12 protein-coding genes and 1 tRNA gene are annotated in these 21,442 nt (G+C 67.9%); 8 read left to right on the top strand and 5 right to left on the bottom strand.

Annotation, left to right across the window (positions count from 1 at the left end; all coding sequences use genetic code 11):
• Nucleotides 1-326: 326 nt before the first annotated feature.
• Together ettA and ssb are read right to left on the bottom strand one after the other, a co-directional pair.
• Entirely contained in the window at nucleotides 327-2,003 is a 1,677-nt protein-coding gene (ettA, locus tag ACIA76_RS16515) for an energy-dependent translational throttle protein EttA (protein ID WP_397152656.1), read from the bottom strand.
• Nucleotides 2,004-2,108: 105 nt separating this feature from the next.
• Nucleotides 2,109-2,597, bottom strand: a complete 489-nt coding sequence (gene ssb / locus ACIA76_RS16520; protein WP_397152657.1) for a single-stranded DNA-binding protein — start codon at nucleotides 2,595-2,597, stop codon at nucleotides 2,109-2,111.
• Nucleotides 2,598-2,944: 347 nt separating this feature from the next.
• Here ssb and ACIA76_RS16525 point away from each other — a divergent pair, with 347 nt between their 5' ends.
• Entirely contained in the window at nucleotides 2,945-3,619 is a 675-nt protein-coding gene (locus ACIA76_RS16525; RefSeq protein ID WP_397152658.1) for a S1 family peptidase, read from the top strand.
• On the opposite strand, the gene ACIA76_RS16530 is transcribed toward ACIA76_RS16525, so the two are convergent.
• The 3 genes from ACIA76_RS16530 to ACIA76_RS16540 all read right to left on the bottom strand — a co-directional run bounded on the left by ACIA76_RS16530 (nucleotide 3,616) and on the right by ACIA76_RS16540 (nucleotide 7,320).
• On the bottom strand, nucleotides 3,616-4,251 hold the full coding sequence (locus tag ACIA76_RS16530) for a TetR/AcrR family transcriptional regulator (protein WP_397152659.1): 636 nt from the start codon (nucleotides 4,249-4,251) through the stop codon (nucleotides 3,616-3,618). The genes ACIA76_RS16525 and ACIA76_RS16530 overlap by 4 nt on opposite strands.
• Before the next feature lie 76 nt (nucleotides 4,252-4,327).
• Nucleotides 4,328-5,266, bottom strand: coding sequence for a serine/threonine dehydratase (locus ACIA76_RS16535; RefSeq protein ID WP_397152660.1), 939 nt, complete (start codon nucleotides 5,264-5,266; stop codon nucleotides 4,328-4,330).
• A 14-nt stretch (nucleotides 5,267-5,280) separates the two neighbouring features.
• Nucleotides 5,281-7,320 (bottom strand): cytochrome c oxidase assembly protein, encoded by a 2,040-nt coding sequence (locus ACIA76_RS16540; protein WP_397152661.1) that lies wholly within the window; start codon nucleotides 7,318-7,320, stop codon nucleotides 5,281-5,283.
• Between the two features lie 184 nt (nucleotides 7,321-7,504).
• Here ACIA76_RS16540 and ACIA76_RS16545 point away from each other — a divergent pair.
• From ACIA76_RS16545 to ACIA76_RS16575, 7 genes are all read left to right on the top strand, one after another.
• Nucleotides 7,505-7,578, top strand: a tRNA-Arg gene (locus ACIA76_RS16545).
• Between the two features lie 283 nt (nucleotides 7,579-7,861).
• Complete coding sequence (gene trxA, locus ACIA76_RS16550; RefSeq protein WP_397152662.1) at nucleotides 7,862-8,194, top strand: thioredoxin; 333 nt, start codon at nucleotides 7,862-7,864, stop codon at nucleotides 8,192-8,194.
• 24 nt (nucleotides 8,195-8,218) lie between these two features.
• Nucleotides 8,219-9,196: a ParB/RepB/Spo0J family partition protein gene (locus tag ACIA76_RS16555; RefSeq protein ID WP_397152663.1), complete on the top strand. Its 978-nt coding sequence runs from the start codon at nucleotides 8,219-8,221 to the stop codon at nucleotides 9,194-9,196.
• Between the two features lie 46 nt (nucleotides 9,197-9,242).
• Nucleotides 9,243-10,442, top strand: a complete 1,200-nt coding sequence (locus ACIA76_RS16560; protein ID WP_397152664.1) for a cytochrome P450 — start codon at nucleotides 9,243-9,245, stop codon at nucleotides 10,440-10,442.
• A 4-nt stretch (nucleotides 10,443-10,446) separates the two neighbouring features.
• Nucleotides 10,447-11,322, top strand: coding sequence for a hypothetical protein (locus ACIA76_RS16565; RefSeq protein WP_397152665.1), 876 nt, complete (start codon nucleotides 10,447-10,449; stop codon nucleotides 11,320-11,322).
• Between the two features lie 275 nt (nucleotides 11,323-11,597).
• Entirely contained in the window at nucleotides 11,598-19,736 is an 8,139-nt protein-coding gene (locus ACIA76_RS16570) for an amino acid adenylation domain-containing protein (protein ID WP_397152666.1), read from the top strand.
• A complete protein-coding gene (locus ACIA76_RS16575) occupies nucleotides 19,733-21,439 on the top strand; it encodes a thioester reductase domain-containing protein (protein WP_397152667.1) in 1,707 nt (568 codons plus the stop codon). The genes ACIA76_RS16570 and ACIA76_RS16575 overlap by 4 nt, the downstream gene beginning before the upstream one ends.
• Nucleotides 21,440-21,442: the final 3 nt, after the last annotated feature.

Raw genomic sequence — 21,442 nt, forward strand, 5'->3', positions numbered from 1 at the left:
TCTTCGCCAACTCCCTCGGATTCGGTTCCGTAACAAAGTGACGCCGGGGTCGAGAGTAGCTGGGTACCGGAGCAGCCGGGAAGGATTCTTTCCAAAGCCACGGCAAAGTCCGAACGCACGCCAGGTTGCTCAGGTACGAATTCACCCACGTACCAGCAGAATCCGCTGGTGGTACGCGTAGTACGTTGCGCCAACCGCTGATTGGCGCCCGGCCGACGTGGCCGGATCACGCTATTCGCCTATGAGTAACCGAGCAGTAGCCAGCTCCTTGCTGTTCCGAACCGTGGTACGCGCCGTTACGGGACGCGTACCCGGCATCGGCGAAATCAGTCGCGGGTGAGCTTGCGGTGGGTGACCCGGTGCGGTCGCGCCGCGTCCGCACCGAGCCGCTCGATCTTGTTGGCCTCGTAGGCCTCGAAGTTGCCCTCGAACCAGAACCACTTGGCCGGGTTGGTGTCATCACCCTCCCAGGCCAGGATGTGGGTACAGGTGCGGTCGAGGAACCAGCGATCGTGGGAGATGACCACGGCGCAGCCGGGGAACTTCTCCAGCGCGTTCTCCAGCGAACCCAGGGTCTCCACGTCGAGGTCGTTGGTCGGCTCGTCGAGCAGGATCAGGTTGCCGCCCTGCTTGAGCGTCATCGCCAGGTTCAACCGGTTGCGCTCACCGCCGGAGAGCACGCCCGCCGACTTCTGCTGATCCGGACCCTTGAAGCCGAACGCGGAAACGTATGCGCGCGAGGGCACTTCCTGATTGCCGACCTGGATGAAGTCCAGGCCTTCCGACACCACCTGCCATACCGTCTTGGCGGAATCGATGCCGGCGCGGTTCTGGTCGACGTAGCTGAGCTTGACCGTATCCCCGACGCGCACGCTGCCGCTGCCGGCCTGCTCGAGGCCGACGATGGTCTTGAACAGCGTGGTCTTACCGACACCGTTGGGGCCGATGACGCCGACGATGCCGTTGCGCGGCAAGGTGAACGACAGATCCTTGATCAGCTGCCGGTCGCCGAAGCCCTTGTCCAGATGGTCGACCTCGACCACCACATTGCCCAGGCGCGGACCGGCCGGGATCTGGATCTCCTCGAAATCCAACTTCCGCATCTGCTCGGCCTCGGCGGCCATCTCCTCGTACCGGTCGAGGCGGGCCTTGTTCTTGGCCTGCCGGGCCTTGGCGCCCGAGCGGACCCAGGCCAGCTCCTCCTTGAGCCGCTTCTGCAGCTTCTGATCCTTCTTGCCCTGGACCTCGAGCCGCTCGGCCTTCTTCTCCAGATAGGTGGAGTAGTTGCCCTCGTACGGGTAGGCGCGGCCGCGGTCGAGCTCGAGGATCCACTCGGCCACATTGTCCAGGAAGTACCGGTCGTGGGTGACGGCCAGCACGGCGCCCTGATACTGGGCCAGGTGCTGCTCGAGCCACAGCACGCTCTCGGCGTCGAGGTGGTTGGTGGGCTCGTCGAGCAGCAGCAGATCGGGCTTGCTCAGCAGCAGCTTGCACAACGCGACGCGGCGGCGCTCACCACCGGAGAGCTTGGTGACCGGCTCCTCCGGCGGCGGGCAGCGCAGCGCGTCCATCGCCTGCTCGAGCTGGGAGTCCAGGTCCCACGCGTCGGCGTGGTCGAGATCCTCCTGGAGCTTGCCCATCTCCTCCATGAGCTCGTCGGAGTAGTCGGTGGCCATGAGCTCGGCGATCTCGTTGTATCGCTGGAGCTTGACCATGATCTCGCCCATACCCTCCTCGACGTTGCCGCGGACGGTCTTCTCCTCGTTCAACGGCGGCTCCTGCTGCAGGATGCCGACCGTCGCGCCGGGCGCGAGCCACGCCTCACCGTTGTTCGGCTGGTCCAGTCCGGCCATGATCTTCAGCACGCTGGACTTACCCGCACCGTTCGGACCGACGACGCCGATCTTGGCGCCGGGAAGGAAGTTCAGGAACACGTCGTCGAGCACGACCTTGTCGCCGTGCGCCTTCCGAACTTTCCTCATCTGATAGATGAACTCAGCCATATGCGAAAGCCTATCGGTAAGTGGTTGTCTGATTCCGCCCCACCGGCCCGCACTGACCGGTACCTCCGGTCACGGGTCGTCGGGAGTCCTGCGGCCTCGAAGCGATCAGGCCACCGGGATATCGTCGCGGGTTACCTCGACACTATCGAAAGCCTCGGATTCCACCTGCGGCCGCTCCCGCGGCTCGTCACCCACCTGGTCGACAACGGCCGGGGCGATCGGGGAGTTCCCGGCGCCGCGGCGGACGACCGAGGCGCTACAGCGCGCCAGATCCGGCCCCACCGCGCTCGCCCGCATCTCGAGATCGCGGCGCTGCACGCCGTCCTTGGTGCAGTACTCGGTCGACCGCAGCTGCCCGTAGGCGATGATCGGATCGCCGCGGCGGATCGAGGCGTCCACGCCCTCGACGAGACGCCGCCAACAGTTGACCGTGAGATACAACGTGCCGTTGTCGACCCAGCCACCGCTGTCCCGATCGAACCGGCGGGAATTGCTGGCCATCCGGAAGGTCACCACCTGGTCACCGCCGGGCAGACTGCGCCGCACCGGATGGGTGACGACATTGCCGACCACGACCGTATTCGCCTCGTACATGATTCCACCCCTCGACTCTCGATATCCGACACCCCCGGGCCCCAATCCCTCGGCGGGGGAACATGTCCCAGCCTCCTCGCCCGGCCACCCCCGCGGAAGCGCGAATCCGCGTTTGTGGATGAATTCGCCGGTTGTGGATGGAGCTCGTTTCGAACCCGTTCCGCCCCAACGTTCTCGGCGTCGCACACCCCGCTCGGCGGTGATACCGTACGGGCGAGGCGGCGGTCGAGCCGCCGACCGGGAGGGGACCATCGCGCGCGGGCGGCTTCGTAATGCCTTGCGGCCGTTGACTTCATATCCGGTTCACCGCTGAGAACCCGCGCACGGAGCAAGAGAGCACCACGAGCATGCAGCACCGATTCCGATTGCCGAGCCTGCTGTCGACCGTGGCCGCGGCCCTGGCCATGGTCACCTCGATTCCGGTCCAGGCCCACGCCGCACCGGGTTTCGCGGTGCCGGGCATGGCGTTGAGCACCGACGAGAAGCGGTGCAGCCTGGGCCTGAGCGGCTATATCGGCGGCGCCGAATACGGCGTCACGGCGGGCCACTGTTTCGAGGACGGTAAGGACGTCTACGCGCACGACGGATTCCGAATGGGCGCCTACGAACAGGGTTTCGGTAGCGACGACACCGTCGGCGATCTCGGTTTCGCGCTGGTCCGCTACGCACCGAATATCGCCTCGGTGGGCACGCTCACCAATCATCTGACGATCACCTCCGCCGACGCGACTCCCGCCACCGGCGAGGAGGTCTGCCATATCGGCTCCACGACGGGCGACACCTGCGGCACCGTGACCGCCGTACAGGACGAGTACTTCGTCGCCGACTTCCCTTCCGAGAAGGGCGATTCCGGCGGCATCGTCTACCGCCGCACCAGCGGCGGCACCGCCGACTTCCTCGGCATCCTCATCGGCGCCAAGGAGGGCGGCGGCATCGTCGTGGAATCGGCGAACCACGTGCGCGACACCATCGGAGCGCATGCGGGAGGGCCGTTCCAGTGGCGTCTCCCGCCGGACCGCTAGGGACCCGACTGCGACTCGGCGTAGGTGGTCAGCAGCTCGTATACGAAGGTGAGCACCGATTCGTCGAGGTCCGGGCGATCGTAGACGGGCCGGATGATCGACTGACCCGAAAACACGTGCAGCACAGTGAAGAACAGCGGTTCGCGGATGCGTTCGGGGAAGCGCCGCATCACCCCGGAGCGCTCGGCCTCGGCCATGATCGCGTCGTAGTATCCCGACACCGCGGGCGCGATCCGGGCATGCAGTTCCCGATCGGAGCGCGCCGCGACGAAGACCTCGCGCAGCGCGGTAGTGGGCGCGGACGACTGTGCCTCGCGCATGAACGCGAGCGCCACGCCCAGCGCGTCGACATCCTCGTCGATCTCGGCCAGCAACAGCCGGAAGTTCGCGAGCTGCCGCGCGACGATCTCCTGCGCGGTCGCCACGATCAGATCCAGCCGGCCGTCGAACTGCCGGAACATCGCACCGACCGACAGCCCGGCTCGCTCGCAGATCTCCTGGATCGTCGTGCGGTGATAGCCGAGTTCGCCGATCGCCTCGATCGTCGCGTCGATGAGTTTGGCGACCGTCGCCGCACGACGTTCCTGCTGGGTACGACGCTTCGGCCGGGAAACCGGGTTCTGTGTCACCATGCCATCCTGCCTCGCCTACCCGGCCGGTCGCCGCGTGCGCCGGGTTCCGCACCGGCAGTGGCTCGCGCCGGCCACCCTACAAAGTGGTCGGATCCGTATTCGCTCCGCACAGCACCACGACCGGTCGCTCCCCCGGCTCGGGCACATACGCGCCGCTCTGGATGGCCGCCAGCGCGGCCGCGCCCGCCGGTTCGACGACGATCCGGAATTCGCGCCACAGGTATTCCCGGGCCATGGCGATGGCGTCGTCGGTCACCAGCACCGAACCCATGCGATAGCGCCGGGCCAGTTCGAAGGGGATGCGGCCGATCCTGGTGGCGCCCAGGGCGTCCGCGGCGATGCTGTTGATATGGACGTCGACGGCGCGACCGGCGGCCAGGGCCGAATGCAGGGTCGGCGCGCCCTTCGGTTCCACGCCGATGACCTGACCGCGGGCGCCCAGCGCGGCCGCGATGCCCGCGGCCAGGCCGCCACCGCCGACGGCGACCAGCACCGGCGGCCGCCCGCGCACCTGCTGTTCGATCTCGAGGCCCACCACGCCGGCGCCGGCCACCACGGCGGGCAGGTCGTAGGCGTGCAATTGGATCGCGCCGCGATCGCGGGTCAGCTCATCGGCGAAGCGATACGCCTCGGCGTAAGTCGTTCCGTGCCACAGCACCTCGGCACCGTAGGCCCACATGGCCGCCACCTTGGTATGCGGCGCGGATTCCGGCACCACGACCGTGCACGAACGATTCTCCAGTGCACAGGCCAGCGCGGCCGCGATCCCGGCGTTACCGCCGGAGGCGATGACCACCGGGCGGGCGTCGCCCTGGGACTCGAGCAGCGCGTTGAGACTGCCACGCACCTTGAATGTGCCGCCGTGCTGGAGGTATTCGAGTTTGAAGGTCACCTTGACCGGACCGTGCGGACCGCTCACCTCGGTATGGAACACCGGCGTCACCCGGACCCGGCGCCCCAGGCGCGCGCGGGCCTCCCGTACATCGGATCGGTACAGCCGCTTCACCTTTCGCATTGCCCGAGCATCGGTCACTGCCCGGTCCCCCGATCTCGTTCCGCCAATTGGGCATACATCGCGTTGTGCGCGGCCAGCGCGGCATCGTGATCGCGATCGGCCGCGCGATCCAGCCGCTGCGCCAGCCGGGAATCGCTGCGCGACCACTGGATGAGCAGCGCCAGCATCACCACCACGAGCGGGATCTCACCGCTGGCCCAGGCCAGGCTGCCGCCGGTGTGCTGATCGTCGAGCAGATCCGAATTCCAGGACAGGCCCAGCGAGCGGTAGAACCAGCCGCCCATCACGGTGGTCATACTCATCAGCGCGACACCGAAGAACGCGTGGAACGGCAGCGAGCCGAACACCATGCCGACCCGCGTCAGCGGTTGCACCTGACGAGGTTTGGGGTCGATGCCCAGGACCACCCAGTAGAACAGGTAGCCCGACACCAGGAAGTGCAGATTCATCGCCAGATGCGCGCCGTGCTCGTCGACGACCTTGTCGAAGATGCCGCCCAGATACAGCGCGTAGAACCCGGCGATGAAGAACACCGAGGCGATCACCGGCTGGGTCATGAAGCGCGACACCGGATTGTGCACCGCGGCCAGGATCCACTCGCGCGGCCCGGGTGGCGCGTCACGACCGGCCGCGGGCAGTGCCCGCAACGCCAGCAGAACGGGCCCGCCGAGGGCGAACAGGATCGGCGCGAGCATCGACAGCATCATGTGCTGGGCCATATGCACGCTGAACATGGCCGGCGCATAGCGGCCGACACCGGAACTGGTCGCGATCAACACGACCGCACATCCACACAGCCAGGACACCGTGCGCCCGATCGGCCAGGCGTCTCCGCGGGCCCGCAGTCGGCGCACTCCGGCCAGATACAACACCGCGAGCATGACCGACAGCGTTCCGAATATCAGATCGAAGCGCCAGTCGAACAGGATCCGCCCCACGGTCGGCGGGCCCGCGAGGTCGTAACCCAGTTCCACCTCGGCGGGCGAGGGGATGCGGCGCAGCTCCGGCGGCGGGGTGCGGCCCAGGCCGACCGCCAGGCCCACGGTCGCGGCGAAGATCAATGCCTCCACCCCGGCGTAGCGGATCAGCGCGGCCCGATCACGCGGATCGGCCGCGAGCGCGGGAATCGCTTTGCGGCGCTGCACGAATCCGATGACCCCGAGCGCGCACAGCGCGACCGTCTTGGCGATGATCAGCCGGCCGTAGGTGGTGGTGAACAGATCGCTCCACGGCACCCGCACCCAGGCGTTGAGCACGCCGCTCACCGCGACCACCGTGAACGCGCAGGCCGCCAGCGCCGAGAAGCGACGCGCCGCCAGCCCCGTGTGTACACCTCCGCGCACCGCATAAGCCAGCACCGCGAACAAGCCGCCGACCCAGACCGAGACCGCGACCAGATGCAGGATCAGGCTGTTGGTGGCGACATCGTGGGCGCCGCCCGCGGAGGAGTGCCCGGTCAGGGCCACCGGCAGCAGGCACAGCACCGACCAGCCGAACAACACCGGGGTCCAGCCCCAGCGCAGCGCCACCCGGCAGCCGATGGCCAGCGCCAGGGCCATGAAAGCCGTTGCCCGCCAAGATCCCGCGACCTCCACCTTCGGAATCGCCTGCCAAATCTGTTCCGGCCGAAGGACGCTGCTCACCGGTTGCCCGGTGGTATCCGACAGGGTGAGCGGCACCAGCAGTGCCGCCGAGACCGCCCAGGCGAATGCCGCGATCCCCGCGCGCCGCAGGGCCCGATAGCCGCCCACGTCCAGCAGGCCGTCGCGCTGCGGCGGGGTCAGGAAGGCGGCGAACAGCAGGGACCCGACCGCGAGCGCCCCCGACAGATCGGCGACCGCACGCACCGCGGGCAGGCCGTAGGTGGTCAGCGGCCCCGGATCCGGAATGCCGAGCAGCGTAAGCGCCTGCGCGGCCGACAGTCCCACCACCAGCGGCGCGACCATCGCGGCCACCGCGATCGTGACCGCGGTCAACACCGGGAACATCGCCGCCGACTCCGACCGGATGGCCTGGCTGTCAGGTTCGACGGACGGGTCCTGCGGTGACGACATGGGATTCAGCCTAGTTCGGCCCGATGGTCCCGGCGGCCCCGCCCTGACCGTCCCCTACACCCCTGTGACCCAGCCGACAGGCGTGTCGGTTGCTCGGCGGGAGCCAGGATTGAGCTGGACGGTCGCTATAATCAACTAGCTGGACACCGTGCCCGGAACGCGGCATGGTGTGTGTGCCTGCTTTGCCTCCGTAGCTCAGTTGGATAGAGCAAGGGCCTTCTAATCCCTAGGTCGCAGGTTCGATTCCTGCCGGGGGCGCAACAACCAGTGACCAGCGACAACGCTGGCACTTGCACCAATACCCCTACCGCGCAACGCTCAAACAAGAAGGGATTCCGGCCAAGGCCGTCGGCCTGCTGGTCCCTGCCGGCCGCCGCTTCGTGACCCCGATTCCGGCGGCGACGCGGCCTCGCCCGCTCCACGGTGCCGCGCGACGCGACCGGCAAGCCGCTGGCCGACCTCGAAACCAAGAGCTGGCGTTGACGTCGACGTCAAGGTTTAACGTCGAGATATTCAGTGGTCCCGTCAGAAGGAGAACGGAATGATCCACACGGATGAGGTCGTCTCGGTAACCGACGACACGTTCGCCGCAGAGGTCCTCGATTCCGAGCTGCCGGTGCTCGTCGACTTCACCGCCGACTGGTGCGCGCCGTGCCGGATGATCGCACCGGTTCTCGCGGAGTTGGCCAAGGACAAGGCCGGTCGGCTGAAGTTTGTGCAGCTCGATGTCGACCTGAACCCGCGTACGCAGGCCGCCTACGGGGTGATGGCGATGCCGACGCTGCTGATCTTCCGCGCGGGCAAGGTGGTGCAGACGCTGGTCGGCGTCCGCTCGAAGAGCCGACTTCAGCAGGAGATCGATGCGGTGATCTGACACCGCGAAACAAGGGGGGGGTCGATGAGACAGGATGTGGCCGAGGTCTGGCCGATGACCGACGCCGTCGAGGATCATCTGAACTCGGCACAGGTCACCAGGGTCGCCGTCGCTGATCTCCGCATGCGGGATTCCTCGCCGCGGGTGGCCGGGGAGGACCCGAAACACGTAGAGCTGCTGGCGAAGTCCGTCGTAGACTTCCCACCGATCGTGATCCGGCGCGCCGCGATGGAGGTGATCGACGGGCGACATCGGGTGCGCGCGTGCCTGCTTCGCGGCGACGCGACGATCGATGCGGTCTTCTTCGACGGCAGTGTGGAAGAGGCGTTCGTGCTGGCCGTCCGGCTGAACGCGGTGCACGGCCTGCCATTGTCGCTGACCGATCGGAAGTCGGCCGCCCAGCGCATCGTCTCGTCGCATCCCGAGTGGTCGGATCGGGCGATCGCGGCGCTGTCCGGGATATCGGACAAGACCGTCGCGGTGGTCCGCAGGCGGCTGGGTGCGGAACTTCTGCAGCCGACCAGTCGGATCGCCCGCAATGGGGTCGCGCACGCGAAGGTGGGTGCGGGGGGCCGGGAGCGGGCCGCGGCCCTGTTCTCGGCGAACAGCGCGGCCTCGGCGCGCGAGGTGGCCCAGGCCGCGGGGATCTCGCTGACCACGGCGAAGGATGTCAAGAAGCGGATCCGACGCGGCGAGGATCCGGTCCCGAACCGGCAGCGGCGGTCGTCGGCGCCCCCGAGCGATCCGCGGGATCAGTGGGCCGTACGCGAGCGCACGCTGCGCACGTTGCAGCGCGATCCGGCACTGCGATTCTCGGAGTCTGGGCGTAAGTTGTTGCGCTGCCTCGAAATTCCCGCCTCCCATCCGGGGGAATGGGCCGGGCTGGCCGATACCGTGCCCTCGCACTGGGCGGCAGCCATCGCCGATCTGGCCCGGCAGCATGCCGAGGAGCTGCGGATGTTCGCCGCGATGCTGGACGCGCGCACCAGCGCGGTTTTCTGAACGAACTTCACCGAACTCGGTGATTGCGGGCTTAGGAGCGATTCGGATGTCAGATGAGATTATCGATCTGTCCGGTTTGGGGGCGGGGTACGTACGCGATCCGTACCCGTTCTATGCCAGGCTGCGCGAGCGCGGCCCGGTGCATCGGGTGCTGATGCCCGGCGGCCTCGAGGCATGGCTCGTCGTCGGCTTCGAGCAGGCGCGGGCCGTGCTGGCCGACACCCGGCTGTCGAAGGATCTCGGCCCGGCGGCGGAGTCGCTCGGCATAGGGTCCGGGCCGAACATGCTCATCGCGGATCCGCCGAACCACACGCGACTGCGGAAGCTGGTGTCGCAGGAGTTCACACCGCGCCGCGTGACCGCCATGGCTCCGGCCGTGCAGCGCCAGACAGATCTGCTCCTGGACGATATGCTCGCGGCGCCGGAGGGCGCCGGCGACCTGGTGAACGGCCTGTCGTTTCCGCTTCCGATGACCATTCTGTGCGATCTGCTCGGCGTGCCCTTCCTGGAGCGGGAGGCCTTCCGGAACTGGTCAAACGTCATGGTCGGCACGGGAACCGCCGAGGAGAAGGCAGCGGTGGCGCCGGAACTGTCCCGGTATCTGCTCGATCTGCTCGATCGCAAGCGGACCGAGCCCGGCGACGACCTCATGAGCGCGCTGATCCGGACCACAGACGAAGACGGCGATCGGCTCTCGCGCGATGAATTGCTGGGGATGGCGTGGATTTTGCTGGTTGTCGGGCACGAGACCACGGTCAATCTCATTTCCAATACGGTCTTGGCGCTGCTGGAGAATCCGGAACAACTCGAGGCGCTGCGCGATGATTTCGGTCTGCTCGATGGCACCATCGAGGAGAGTCTCCGATACGACGGGCCGGTGGAGTATTCAACGTTCCGGCTGACCGTAGATCCGATCGAAATCGGCGGCACGCTGATTCCCGGCGGCGGGCAATTGGTCCTCGCGTCGCTGGCCGATGCCAATCGCGATGCGGCCAGATTCCCCGATCCCCATCGTTTCGATATCCGTCGCGGCGCCGAGGGCGGTGCACGCGGACATCTGGCGTTCGGGCACGGCATGCACTATTGCATCGGCGCACCGCTGGCCCGATTGGAGGCGTCGGTGGCAATCCGCTCGCTGCTACAGCGCTGTCCTGAGCTGCGGCTGGATATCCCCTCGTCGGATATCGCGTGGCGACCCGGCGTTATGCGCGGTCCGGAGGCACTACCCGTGCGATGGAAAGGCTGAGCGCGTGAATTACGTGTCGATCGACTTTCCGACGATGCTCTCGCGGCGCTGCCATAATTCCCATCATCCGCTGCACATCGCGTATTACTTCGCGCAAGAACACGACGATTACTATGGGGAATTGGGACTGCAGCGGGGGCCCATGGCATATCTCGCGGGCCGCGCGGCCCCACTCGGTGTCGTATCTCCGGGAACGGTTGTCGCCACGTTCTACAACTTCAATCCCGAACTCGTGGATGTACATCTACCGCGAATCTGGGCCGTGGCGTCGCCCTCGATGCTCCTGCGAACGCGGTTTCGCATTGTCGATGCCTATCTGAAGCGGTTGCTGGGCCCGGAGATCATCGAATCGCCGATGATGGCCGAGGCCGCGAAGCTCGCGACGGCGGCGTGCGAGGGATGTTCCACACCGGGCCGCGCGCTGTACGCCGCCAACGCCGATCTGACGCCGCCCGACGCCCCCCATCTCGCCTATTGGCACGCGATCACCCAGTTACGGGAGCATCGCGGCGACGGACATTTGATGGCTCTGGCAGGTGCCGGGCTCGACGGCCTGGAGGCCCTGGTCACGCACAGTGCCACGGGAACAGGCTTCACGCCCTCCTATCTTCAGGCGGCGCGCGGCTGGTCGGCTCGCCAGTGGGCGTCGGCACAGGAGCGCCTGCGCGAGCGCGGGCTCATGGATGGCGTGGGCGAGCTGACCGAGCGGGGAATGCAGATGCGACGGGACATCGAGGCCGAGACCGATCGGCTCGATGTGGCGCCCTATGCGCATCTCGGAACAGAGGGGACGAAGCGATTGAGCGAATTGGCGGCCGGGTTCACAAAGACCATAGTGCGGCAGGACGGTCTACCCCTGAAACTTATGGGCAAGCGGTAGCCCGAGGCCGAGAAATTGTCGTCGATGTCGGCGACTCTATTGACCCGCACACCGCGGCCTGGTTACAGTTCAGGTCGTTAAGCGTTGATACTTTTTGCCGAGGGGGCGGAGGCACGCTGCGTCATCGATCGCCTGCCAGGGGTCGGCCGTCGATTCGTATCTCGCACATGTCTTTTCCACGGGTGGATTCCTGTCGTTGCCTGCCAAGATGCTGTTGTTCGTCTTGTCGCCGAGCGGCAGTCGGAGACCTCTCGGCGGCATCCAAGGAGCTTTACATGTTCAATACCGGGGGGTCTCGGATACCACTCTCTGCCGCGCAAAGAGGAATTTGGCTCGCTCACGAGTCGGACGGCAGTGGTATTCTGCACAATTTTGCCGGATATGTCGAGGTCCGCGGGGGCCTGGAAGCGACGGCTCTCACCGCGGCCGCCCGGTCAGCGGTTTCGGAAACGGACGCCCTGCGGGTCCGCTTCGTTCTCGACGAGGACGGAATTCCCTGGCAGCAACTCGACGGCGACACCGAATACGGTGCGTTGCGAATTATCGACCTCGGCGACCGCAGAAAACCCATGGAATCCGCTCTCGAATGGATGCGCGCGGATCTCGCCACACCCGTCGATCTCATTGCGGGCCCATTGTTCGCTCAGGCTTTGCTGCGCATAGCCCCTGACCATTCCCTGCTATATTTACGCTATCACCATATTGTCATGGACGGTTACGGGCAAGTCGTCTATTGGCGCAGACTCGCGGAATTCTATTCGGCGAGGCGTGCGGGCCGTGCCGCCCGGCCGCGAATTGCGAGCACACTGGGCGAATTGCTCTCCGACGAGCGGCTGTATCAATCGTCGGAGCAATTCGCGCAGGACCGTGCGCACTGGCTCGATATCGCCGCCGGGCAGGACGGTCCGTTCACGCTGACCGACGACCGCTCGAGGGCCGCGGTCGCGGCGGGATTGCGGACCGAGCCGCTCCGCCCGCTGGCAGGGGTCGGCGAATTGGCCGTTCGGCACCGGGTCCACTGGTCGGCCGCCGCGTTGGCGGTCGTGGCCGCGTATCTGCACCGGGTGACTCAGCACGAGGACATCGTCGTCGGCGTTCCCGTTCGGGGACGGGCGAATCGGGCCGCTCTCACGACCCCCGGCATGTTCGCGAACGTGCTGCCGCTGCGGTTGTCGATATCGGCATCGATGGGATTCGACGAGCTGGTCGTCCAGGTGTCCGAACGCCTGGGGCAGCTGCTCGAGCATCAGCGGTTCCGCGGTGAGGATCTGGCCGCCGAGCTCAGGAGCACCGGCGATTTCGCCGAGCAGCCCGGCGTGCTGGTCAACCTCGTCACCTTCGACGGCACGATCGGATTCGCCGGACTCGCGGGCGCCGTGCATCAGCTGCCGTCGGGCCCCGTACGCGACCTGCTGATCGAATTCTTCGGCGGGACGGACGGATCGGAGGCGCGATTCGCGATCGACGGCAACCCCGCACTGCACAGCCGCGACGAATTGGCCTGCCACGCAGGCCGATTGGCCGCATTCCTGACCGAGATATCACGGGCGCCCGCCGATAGCTCCGTCGGGAGTATCGAACTACTCACGCCCGAAGAGCGCACCCTGCTGTTCGGCGGGACCCTGCTGCGCCGTCGCGACTACGACCTGAGCGCACCCCTGCCCGACCTGATCGAACGCCAGGCGCGGCGCACGCCCGATTCCGTCGCGGTCGAGACGGCGCGGGCCACGCTGACCTACCGAGAGCTGTGGGAGCACTCCGGCAGCCTCGCCGCCCACCTGCGCACGCGTGGAATCGCGCCGGGGCAGGTGGTGGGCATCCACCAGGAGCGGTCGGTGGACCTGGTCGTCGCACTGCTCGCCGTGCTGCGCTCGGGCGCCGCGTATCTTCCACTGGACCTGGATCATCCGCCGGCACGACTGGCCTTCCAGATCGAGGACAGCGGCGCGGCGATGGTGCTGAGCCGCTCCGACCTCACCGGTGGGCTGCCCGAACTGGCGATTCCGGTTGTCGCGGTGGACGATACACTCGATGGGCTGCCCCCGGCCGAGGTGCCGCAGAACCTGGCGACGCCCGACGACATCGCCTACATCATCTATACCTCCGGCTCCACCGGACGCCCCAAGGGCGTCGCGGTTCCGCATCGCGGGGTGGTGAACCGCCTGCTCTGGATGCAGGAGGAATACCGGCTCGGCGCCGAGGACAAGGTGCTGCAGAAGACCGCCTTCACCTTCGACGTGTCGGTGTGGGAACTGTTCTGGCCCTTGCTGAACGGCGCGGTCCTGCACCTGGGGGCGCCCGGCGTTCATCGCGATCCCCGCGCGCTGGCCGAGGCCATCCGCGGCCACGACATCACGACGGTGCACTTCGTCCCGTCCATGCTGGACCTGTTCCTCGCCGAATCCGCCGCGCGGGAGCTGCCCACGTTGCGGCGGGTCATCTGCAGCGGCGAGGCGCTGCGCCCGGAGACCGTGCGCCGGTTCTTCGAGGTGTACGGCGACGGCCCGGAACTGCACAACCTGTACGGGCCGACCGAAGCGTCGATCGATGTCACGCACTGGCGGTGCGGTCCCCGCGACGCCGAGGGCCCGGTGCCGATCGGCCGCGCGGTGGCCAACACCGAGCTGTACATCGTCGACCACGCGGGCCGGTCGATGCCGCCCGGTATTCCCGGCGAGCTGTGCATCGGCGGTGTCCAGGTGGCCTCGGGCTATGTGAACCGGCCCGAGCTCACCCGCGAGAAGTTCGTCGACAACCCGTTCGGCGACGGAAAGATGTATCGCACAGGCGATTCGGCCGTACTGCGCCCCGATGGCGTCATTCTGTACCGCGGCCGGCTGGATCAGCAGGTGAAGGTGCACGGCTTCCGCGTCGAGCCCGGCGAGATCGAGTCGGCTCTGCTGAGCCACCCGTCGGTCGCGCAGGCGGTGGTGACCGCCCCCGAGGTCGCCGGCGGCGACCGTCAGCTGGTGGCGTACACCGTTGCCGCCGAGGTGGATTCGGGTATCGATACGCGGGAGTTGCGGTCCTGGCTGCGGGAGCAGCTGCCCGTGTACATGGTGCCCGCGGTCGTCATGGTCCTCGACGCGCTGCCACTGCTGTCCAACGGCAAGCTGGACCGGCGGACGCTTCCGGCCCCGGACGGTACCGCCGCGACGGCGACCCACACGGAGCCGGACACCCCGGAAGAGCATGTGCTGCACGAGATCTGGCGCAGCGTGCTGGGGGCCGGCGAACTCGGTGTCGAGGAGTCGTTCTTCGCCGTCGGCGGCGACTCCATGCAGGCCATCCGAGTCCGCACCGCGCTGGAGCGCCGCGGCTGGTCCTTCGACATCACCGACCTGTTCCAGGAGCCGACGATCAGAGAGCTCGCCGGCCGGCTCCGGCCGCTGGACCGCGACGCCGCACCGGCCGCGGTCCAGGAGCCGTTCGCCCTGCTCGGCCCGGCGGACCGGGCGCTCGTCCCCGACGGCATCGAGGATGCCTACCCGCTCAGCGCGATGCAGGCCGGCATGCTGTTCCATGCCGCGTTCTCCGAGGACTCGTCGGTGTACCGGGTGGTCACGTCGGTCCGTGTGAATGCCGCTCTCGACTTGGCGGCACTGCGCGACGCCGTGCGGGACACCGCCCGTCGGCACCCGTCGCTGCGCTGCTCGTTCGACCTGACCCGGTACTCCCAGCCCCTGCAACTCGTGCACACCGACGTGGAGATACCGGTGCTGCTCGGCGACGACCTCGGCGACCTGACCGAGCCTGCCCGGAACCGGGCGATCGCCGACTGGGTGGAACAGGCCAAGTTCACGCGGTTCGATACGTCCGTCGCACCGCTGCTGCGGTTCGTCGTGCACCCCTGCGACCGGGATCGGTTCCAGCTCACGGCCGTCGAGCATCACGTCGTGCTCGACGGGTGGAGCGATATGCGGATGCTCGAGGAGATCGTGCGGCGCTACTGCGCGCACCTGGCCGGGCGGGAGCTCGATCTCCCCGAAATCGGCTCGACCTACCGCGATTTCGTGGTGGCCGAGCGCGCGGCGACGGCCGACGTGGCCTCGCGGTCGTACTGGGCCGAGCTGTTGCGCGACGTGGAACCCACGCCGCTCGTCCACACCACCCCGGCCCAGTCGCCGGTGTCGCGGCATCGGCGCTACGACGTCGCCGTCCCCTCGGAGCTGTCCGGCGGGCTGCGCGCGGTGGCCAAAGAGGCCGGCCTGCCACTGAAGTCGCTGCTCACCGCCGCGCATCTGGCCGTGCTGCGGCGGGTGAGCGGCGGGGACGAGGTGGTCACCGGCGTGGTCGTCAACGGCCGACTGGAGGCCCCCGACGCGGACACCACGGTCGGCGTATTTCTCAACACCCTGCCGCTGCGGCTCGACATCTCCGCGACGACGCTGGTCGACGCGGCGCGGCAGGTGTTCGCCCACGAGCGGGAGTCGTTGCCGCACAGGCGCTATCCCATCGCGCAGATCCAGCAGGATCTCGGCGAGAGCCTGCGGCTGGACAGCTACGTCAACTTCATGGACTTCCACTTCCCCGACGACGCGCCGATGACGGTGACCCTGGGTGTCGCGGAAACCAACTACCCGCTGGCGGTCAACTTCCTCGTCGACCCGGAACACGGCGGGCTCCAGCTCTGGCTCGACTGCGATATCGCCGTCCTGCCCGAGGAGTTCTGCGATCGACTGACCGGCTACTACGAGCGGGCGCTGGCGGCCGCGGCGTACCGGCCGCGCACACCGGTCGCCGAGCTCGCGCTGCTGGGTCCGGCCGAACTCGACCTGCTGGACGAGTGGACCGCGACCACCGTGCCCTACGACGGCACGGCCACCGTGCACGGACTGATCGAGATCCGCGTCGACGACGACCCGTCCGCCCGGGCCGTGGTGCACCGGGACGACGAGATCACCTACGGGGAACTGGATTCCCGTGCCAACCGGCTGGCCAACCATCTGCTCGGCCTCGGTGTGCGGCGCGGGGACCTCGTCGGTGTCAGCGTGCGCCGCGGCGGGGATCTGGTGATGGCCCTGCTCGCCGTGCTCAAGGCGGGCGCGGCCTACGTGCCGATGGATCCGTCGTTCCCACAGGTGCGACTCACCGATATCGCCGCCGATGCGGGCATAGGCGTACTCGTCAGGGGTCCCGGCGCCCCGGACGGTCTGACGGCGCGGCAGGTCGTGGATCTGCGGGCCGACGCCGCGGCCATCGCCGCCCGGACCGACGACCGCCCGCGAATCGACAGTGGCGGCGACGATCTGGCCTACGTCATCTACACCTCGGGATCGACCGGAAAGCCGAAGGGCACGGCGATCCGCCACCGCAATGTCGTGAACTTCTTCACCGGTATGGACGATCGCGTCGGCTGCACGAGCGACGATGTGGTGCTGGCCCTCACCAGCGTCTCGTTCGACATCTCGGTGCTGGAGATCCTGTGGCCGCTCACCCACGGCGCCAAGGTCGTCGTCGCCGGTGAACGCATCGTCGACAACCTTGTGCGGCAATCGGAATCGCCCGATCGCGCGCTCGGATTCAGCCTGTTCTTCTTCGCCGCCGCGGCCGGTGCGTCGCTGCGGGAGGGATATCAGCTGGTGCTGGACGCGGCGAAGTTCGCCGACACCCACGGCTTCGAGGCGGTGTGGACGCCGGAGCGGCATTTCAACGCATTCGGTGGGCTCTATCCGAACCCGTCGGTCATGTCGGCAGCGCTGGCGACGGTGACCGAACGGATCGGACTGCGCTGCGGGAGTGTGGTTGCCCCCCTGCATGATTCGGTGCGTATCGCCGAGGAGTGGGCACTGGTCGACAATCTGTCGAACGGCCGCGTGGGGCTGGCGTTCGCGGCGGGCTGGAATTCCAACGACTTCATCCTGCGGCCGGACAACTTCCCGGTCCGCAAGGTGCGCATGGCCGAGCAGCTCGAGGAGTTTCGCACCCTGTGGCGCGGTGGCACGCTACGACGCACCGGCGGCAGCGGCGAAACCGTGGACGTGCGAATCTTTCCCGCGCCCGTTCAGGCGGAGCCGCCGGTGTGGCTCACCTCGGTCGGCACGGTCGAGACCTTTCAGAAGGCGGGCGCGGCCGGGGCCAATCTGCTCACGCATCTGCTCGGGCAGGCCCCGGCAGAGCTGGCGGAGAAGATCAAGGCCTACCGCCTGGCGCGGCAGGAGGCCGGATACGACGGCCCCGGACAGGTCACGCTGATGGTGCACACCTTCATGTCCGACGATACGGAGGAGGCGAAACGCAAGGCGCGGGGCCCTTTCCGCGACTATCTGCTCAGCTCCACCGAGCTGTGGCGAACCATGTTCGCGACGACGGGCCGCGATTTCCCCGAGCTGAACGTCGAGGAGCAGCTCGAGGCGATCGTTGATCTGGCCATCGATCGGTACTTCGAGAGTTCGGGGCTGTTCGGGTCGCCGGACACCTGCGCCGAACTCATCCGGACGGTGGCCGAGGCGGGGGTCGACGAGGTGGCGTGCCTGATCGACTTCGGGATCGACCCGGCCGAGGTGATGGACAGCCTCACCTGGGTGGACCGCCTGCGCGACGCCCACGAGATCGAGATCGCCGAGAGCCGGTACCCGTTCGCCGAGCTGTGCGAGCGCCACCGGGTCACCCTCGTGCAGGGGACCCCGTCGCTGTTCAGTGTGGTGGCCGCGGAACCGCTGGCCCTGGAGTCGATGCGGGACCTGCGTGCGTTGCTCATCGGCGGCGAGGCGTTCCCGTCCGGCCTGGCCCGGCGGTTGGTCGAGGCGCTGCCACAGGTGCGGATCCTCAACATGTACGGGCCGACCGAGACCACGGTCTGGTCCACGGTGTACGCCCTGGACCGGGTCCGCGATGCCGAGGCGGACAACATCTCCATCGGCGAACCCATTGCCAATACCGAGATTCGGGTGATGGACCGGTCCGGACGGCCAGTGCCGATCGGAACGCCGGGCGAGCTGTGGATCGGTGGGGACGGCGTCGCCGCCGGCTACATCGGACGGCCCGAGCTGACCGCCGATCGATTCGTCGCCGACGGATCCGGCAGACCCTTCTACCGGACCGGCGACCGGGTGCGCTGGCGGGCCGACGGTCGCCTGCATTTCCTCGGCCGGGTCGACCGGCAGGTGAAGATTCGCGGTCACCGGGTCGAGCCCGACGAGATCGAGAGCGTGCTGTCACGGCATCCGATGCTCAACGAGGTCGCGGTCGCGGTGGCCGACGGTGCGCACGGCGCGGAGCTCGTCGCGTACGTGTCGCCCGCCGAGACGGTCGCGGACAGCTCCGCGTGGGATGCCCACGTGCGGCGCTGGGGCGAGGTCTGGCAGAGCGTCTACAGCGGCGACGAGGCCGAGCGGTCGACGTCGGAGTTCGCGGGCTGGCTCAGCAGCTTCACCGGCGATCCGATTCCCGACGAGCAGATGCGGGAGTGGTTGGCGCACACCGTGGCTCGCATCCGCGCACTGCGGCCGTCGCGGGTGGCCGACATCGGCGTCGGCGTGGGGCTGATCCTGCGGTCCCTCGTCGCGGACGTCGAGCAGTACCACGGCGTGGACATCTCCGCCGCCGCAGTGGAATCCGCGGCCGTCTGCCTCGGTGCGGGGCGTGCGCTGCCCGAACACGTGGTGCTGGTCGAATCCGGTCCCGAGTATCTGGCCGGGCTGGAGCCGGACAGCCTGGACACGGTCGTGATCAATTCGGTGGCGCAGTACTTCCCCGGGGCCGACTATCTGCGCACGGTGCTCACCGATGCCGTGCGCGCGGTGCGGCCCGGTGGCGCGGTCTTCGTCGGCGACATCCGATCGGTGGAGATGTTGCCCGAGTTCCACGCCGCGGTCCAACTGCACCGCGCCGCAGCGCATCAGACCGTCGACGAGGTCCGGTCCGCGATCGCCCGCCGGCGCGAGGACGAGTCGGAGCTGTGCCTGTCGCCGGTGTTCTTCGCCGAACTAGCCACCTCGCTCGACGGGATCGGCGAGGCCCGGTGCGAGATCAAGCGGGGCCGGTCCGATAACGAGATGACCACCTTCCGCTTCGACGTCACCCTGTCGGTCGGGCCGGCGCCGGCCGAACCGACACCGCGGGTGCTGGCCTGGCAGAGCCTCGGCGGCGACCTCGCGGCGCTGCGCCGCCGGCTCGACGAGGACCCGAAAGGGCTGCGGGTGTCCGGGATTCCCAATCGGCGGCTCACCCGGGCCGGTGCGGTCGTAGGGATTCTGGACCGGATCGACGGGCGCGCCACCGCGTGGGACGTGGAGCGCGAACTGTGGGACGCCGACGCCGACGGCATCCACCCGGAAGACGTGCACGACCTGGCCGCCGAGCTGGGCCGGCCGGTACGGCTGCTGGTCGCGCAGGACGGCCGCCTGGATCGTTTCGACGCGGCGTTCGGGTCCCGGCCCGGTGACGCCACTGATTCGGAGGACATCGCATGAGCACGACCCGACACCTGGCCAACGACCCGCTGACCTCCTCCTGGGCCTCCGGGCTACGCTCCACGCTGCGCGCGTACACCCGCGGTCGGCTCCCCGATGCGATGGTGCCCGCCCACTTCGTGGTGATGGCCGAACTGCCCAAGCTGCCCAACGGCAAGGTCGACCGCCGCGCGCTGTCGACCCTGAGCGCGGGCGAGCGAGGCGACGACATCGCCTATGTGGCACCACGTTCCGCGGTGGAAGCCCGGCTGGCGCGCATCTGGCAGGACGTGCTGGGACTGTCGCGAGTCGGCGTGCAGACCAGCTTCTTCGATCTGGGCGGCGACTCGCTGACGGTCCTGCAGATGGTCGCGCAGGTGCGCGAGGCGTACGACGTCTCGATCGATCTGCGCCGGATGTTCGAGGAACCGACCATCGCACGGCTCGCCCGGATGGTCAGCGCCGAGGCCGCCGTCGAGGTCACCGGCGCGGACAATCCGCGCGGGATCGGCGACGCCGAGCTGCTGGCCGATGCGGTACTCCCCGACGACGTCCGCCCGGAGGAGGGCGCGGCGCCGCCGGCACCCGGGCCGTACCGCACAGTCCTGCTGACCGGCGGGACCGGATACACCGGCGCCTTCCTGTTGCGCGAGCTGCTCGACCGATCCACCGCGACGGTGTACGTGCTCGCCCGCGCCGCCGATCGCGCACAGGCGGCCCAGCGCGTGCTCGAGAGCCTGGCCGAATACGGATTGTCGAAAGAGGGGGACGAGGACCGGATCATCGGGATACCCGGCGACACCGGCCGCCCGTATCTCGCCTTGGACCGCGCCACGTATTCGGAATTGGCCGCGACGGTGGAGATGATCGTGCACAACGCGGCGATCTCCAGCTGGATCGTTCCTTATCGGCAGATCCGCGCGGTCAATGTGCTGGGCTCCCTGGAGGTACTGCGCCTGGCCGCTGATCAGCGCGTCAAACCCGTGCATTTCGTGTCCACCATCGGCGTATATCCGGTGCACCTGCGTGGCGAACAGCTGTGGGAGGAAACCGAACTCGTCACGCCGGAGGACGTGACCGGCGGATACCGGCAGTCGAAATGGGTCGCCGACAGCCTGATGATCGCGGCCCGCCGCCGCGGGATTCCGGCGCACGTCTATCGGCCGGGGGCGATCACCGGCTCGCAGATCACCGGGGCCTGCACCACCGACACCTTCATCAACCATTTGATCAAGGGATGTATCCAACTCGGGGCGTGCCTCGATTACGACCTCCTGCTGGATCTGGTGCCCGTCGATTTCTGCGCCGCCGCGGTGGTGCACAGCGCGCTCGGCGGTCCCCACGACGAGGCCGTGTTCAACATTCCGGCCGCCAATGCGATGAACATGAACGACCTTTTCGATCTGGTCATCGACTACGGATATCCGATCCGGCGTCTCGACTACGTCGAGTGGTATCGCGAGCTGGTCGCCGCCGTAGAACGCGGCGACGACAACGAGCTCGCGCCCTATCTGCCGCTGTTCGGTGCGGACAAACCCGCGGACGAGGTCGGTTACGAAGGCAGCAAGCCGACCTTCGACACCGCGAACCTGCGTGCCGCACTGGGTGATTCCGGTATCGAATGCCATCCCGTCGATGGGCGCCTGTTCGACATCTACCTCGACTACTTCGTCTCGATCGGCTACCTGCCCGCCCCTGCCGCCACGACCCGTGCGCCTCGTTGATGG

It is taken from the genome of Nocardia sp. NPDC051570 (assembly GCF_044454005.1).
Lineage (GTDB): Bacteria > Actinomycetota > Actinomycetes > Mycobacteriales > Mycobacteriaceae > Nocardia.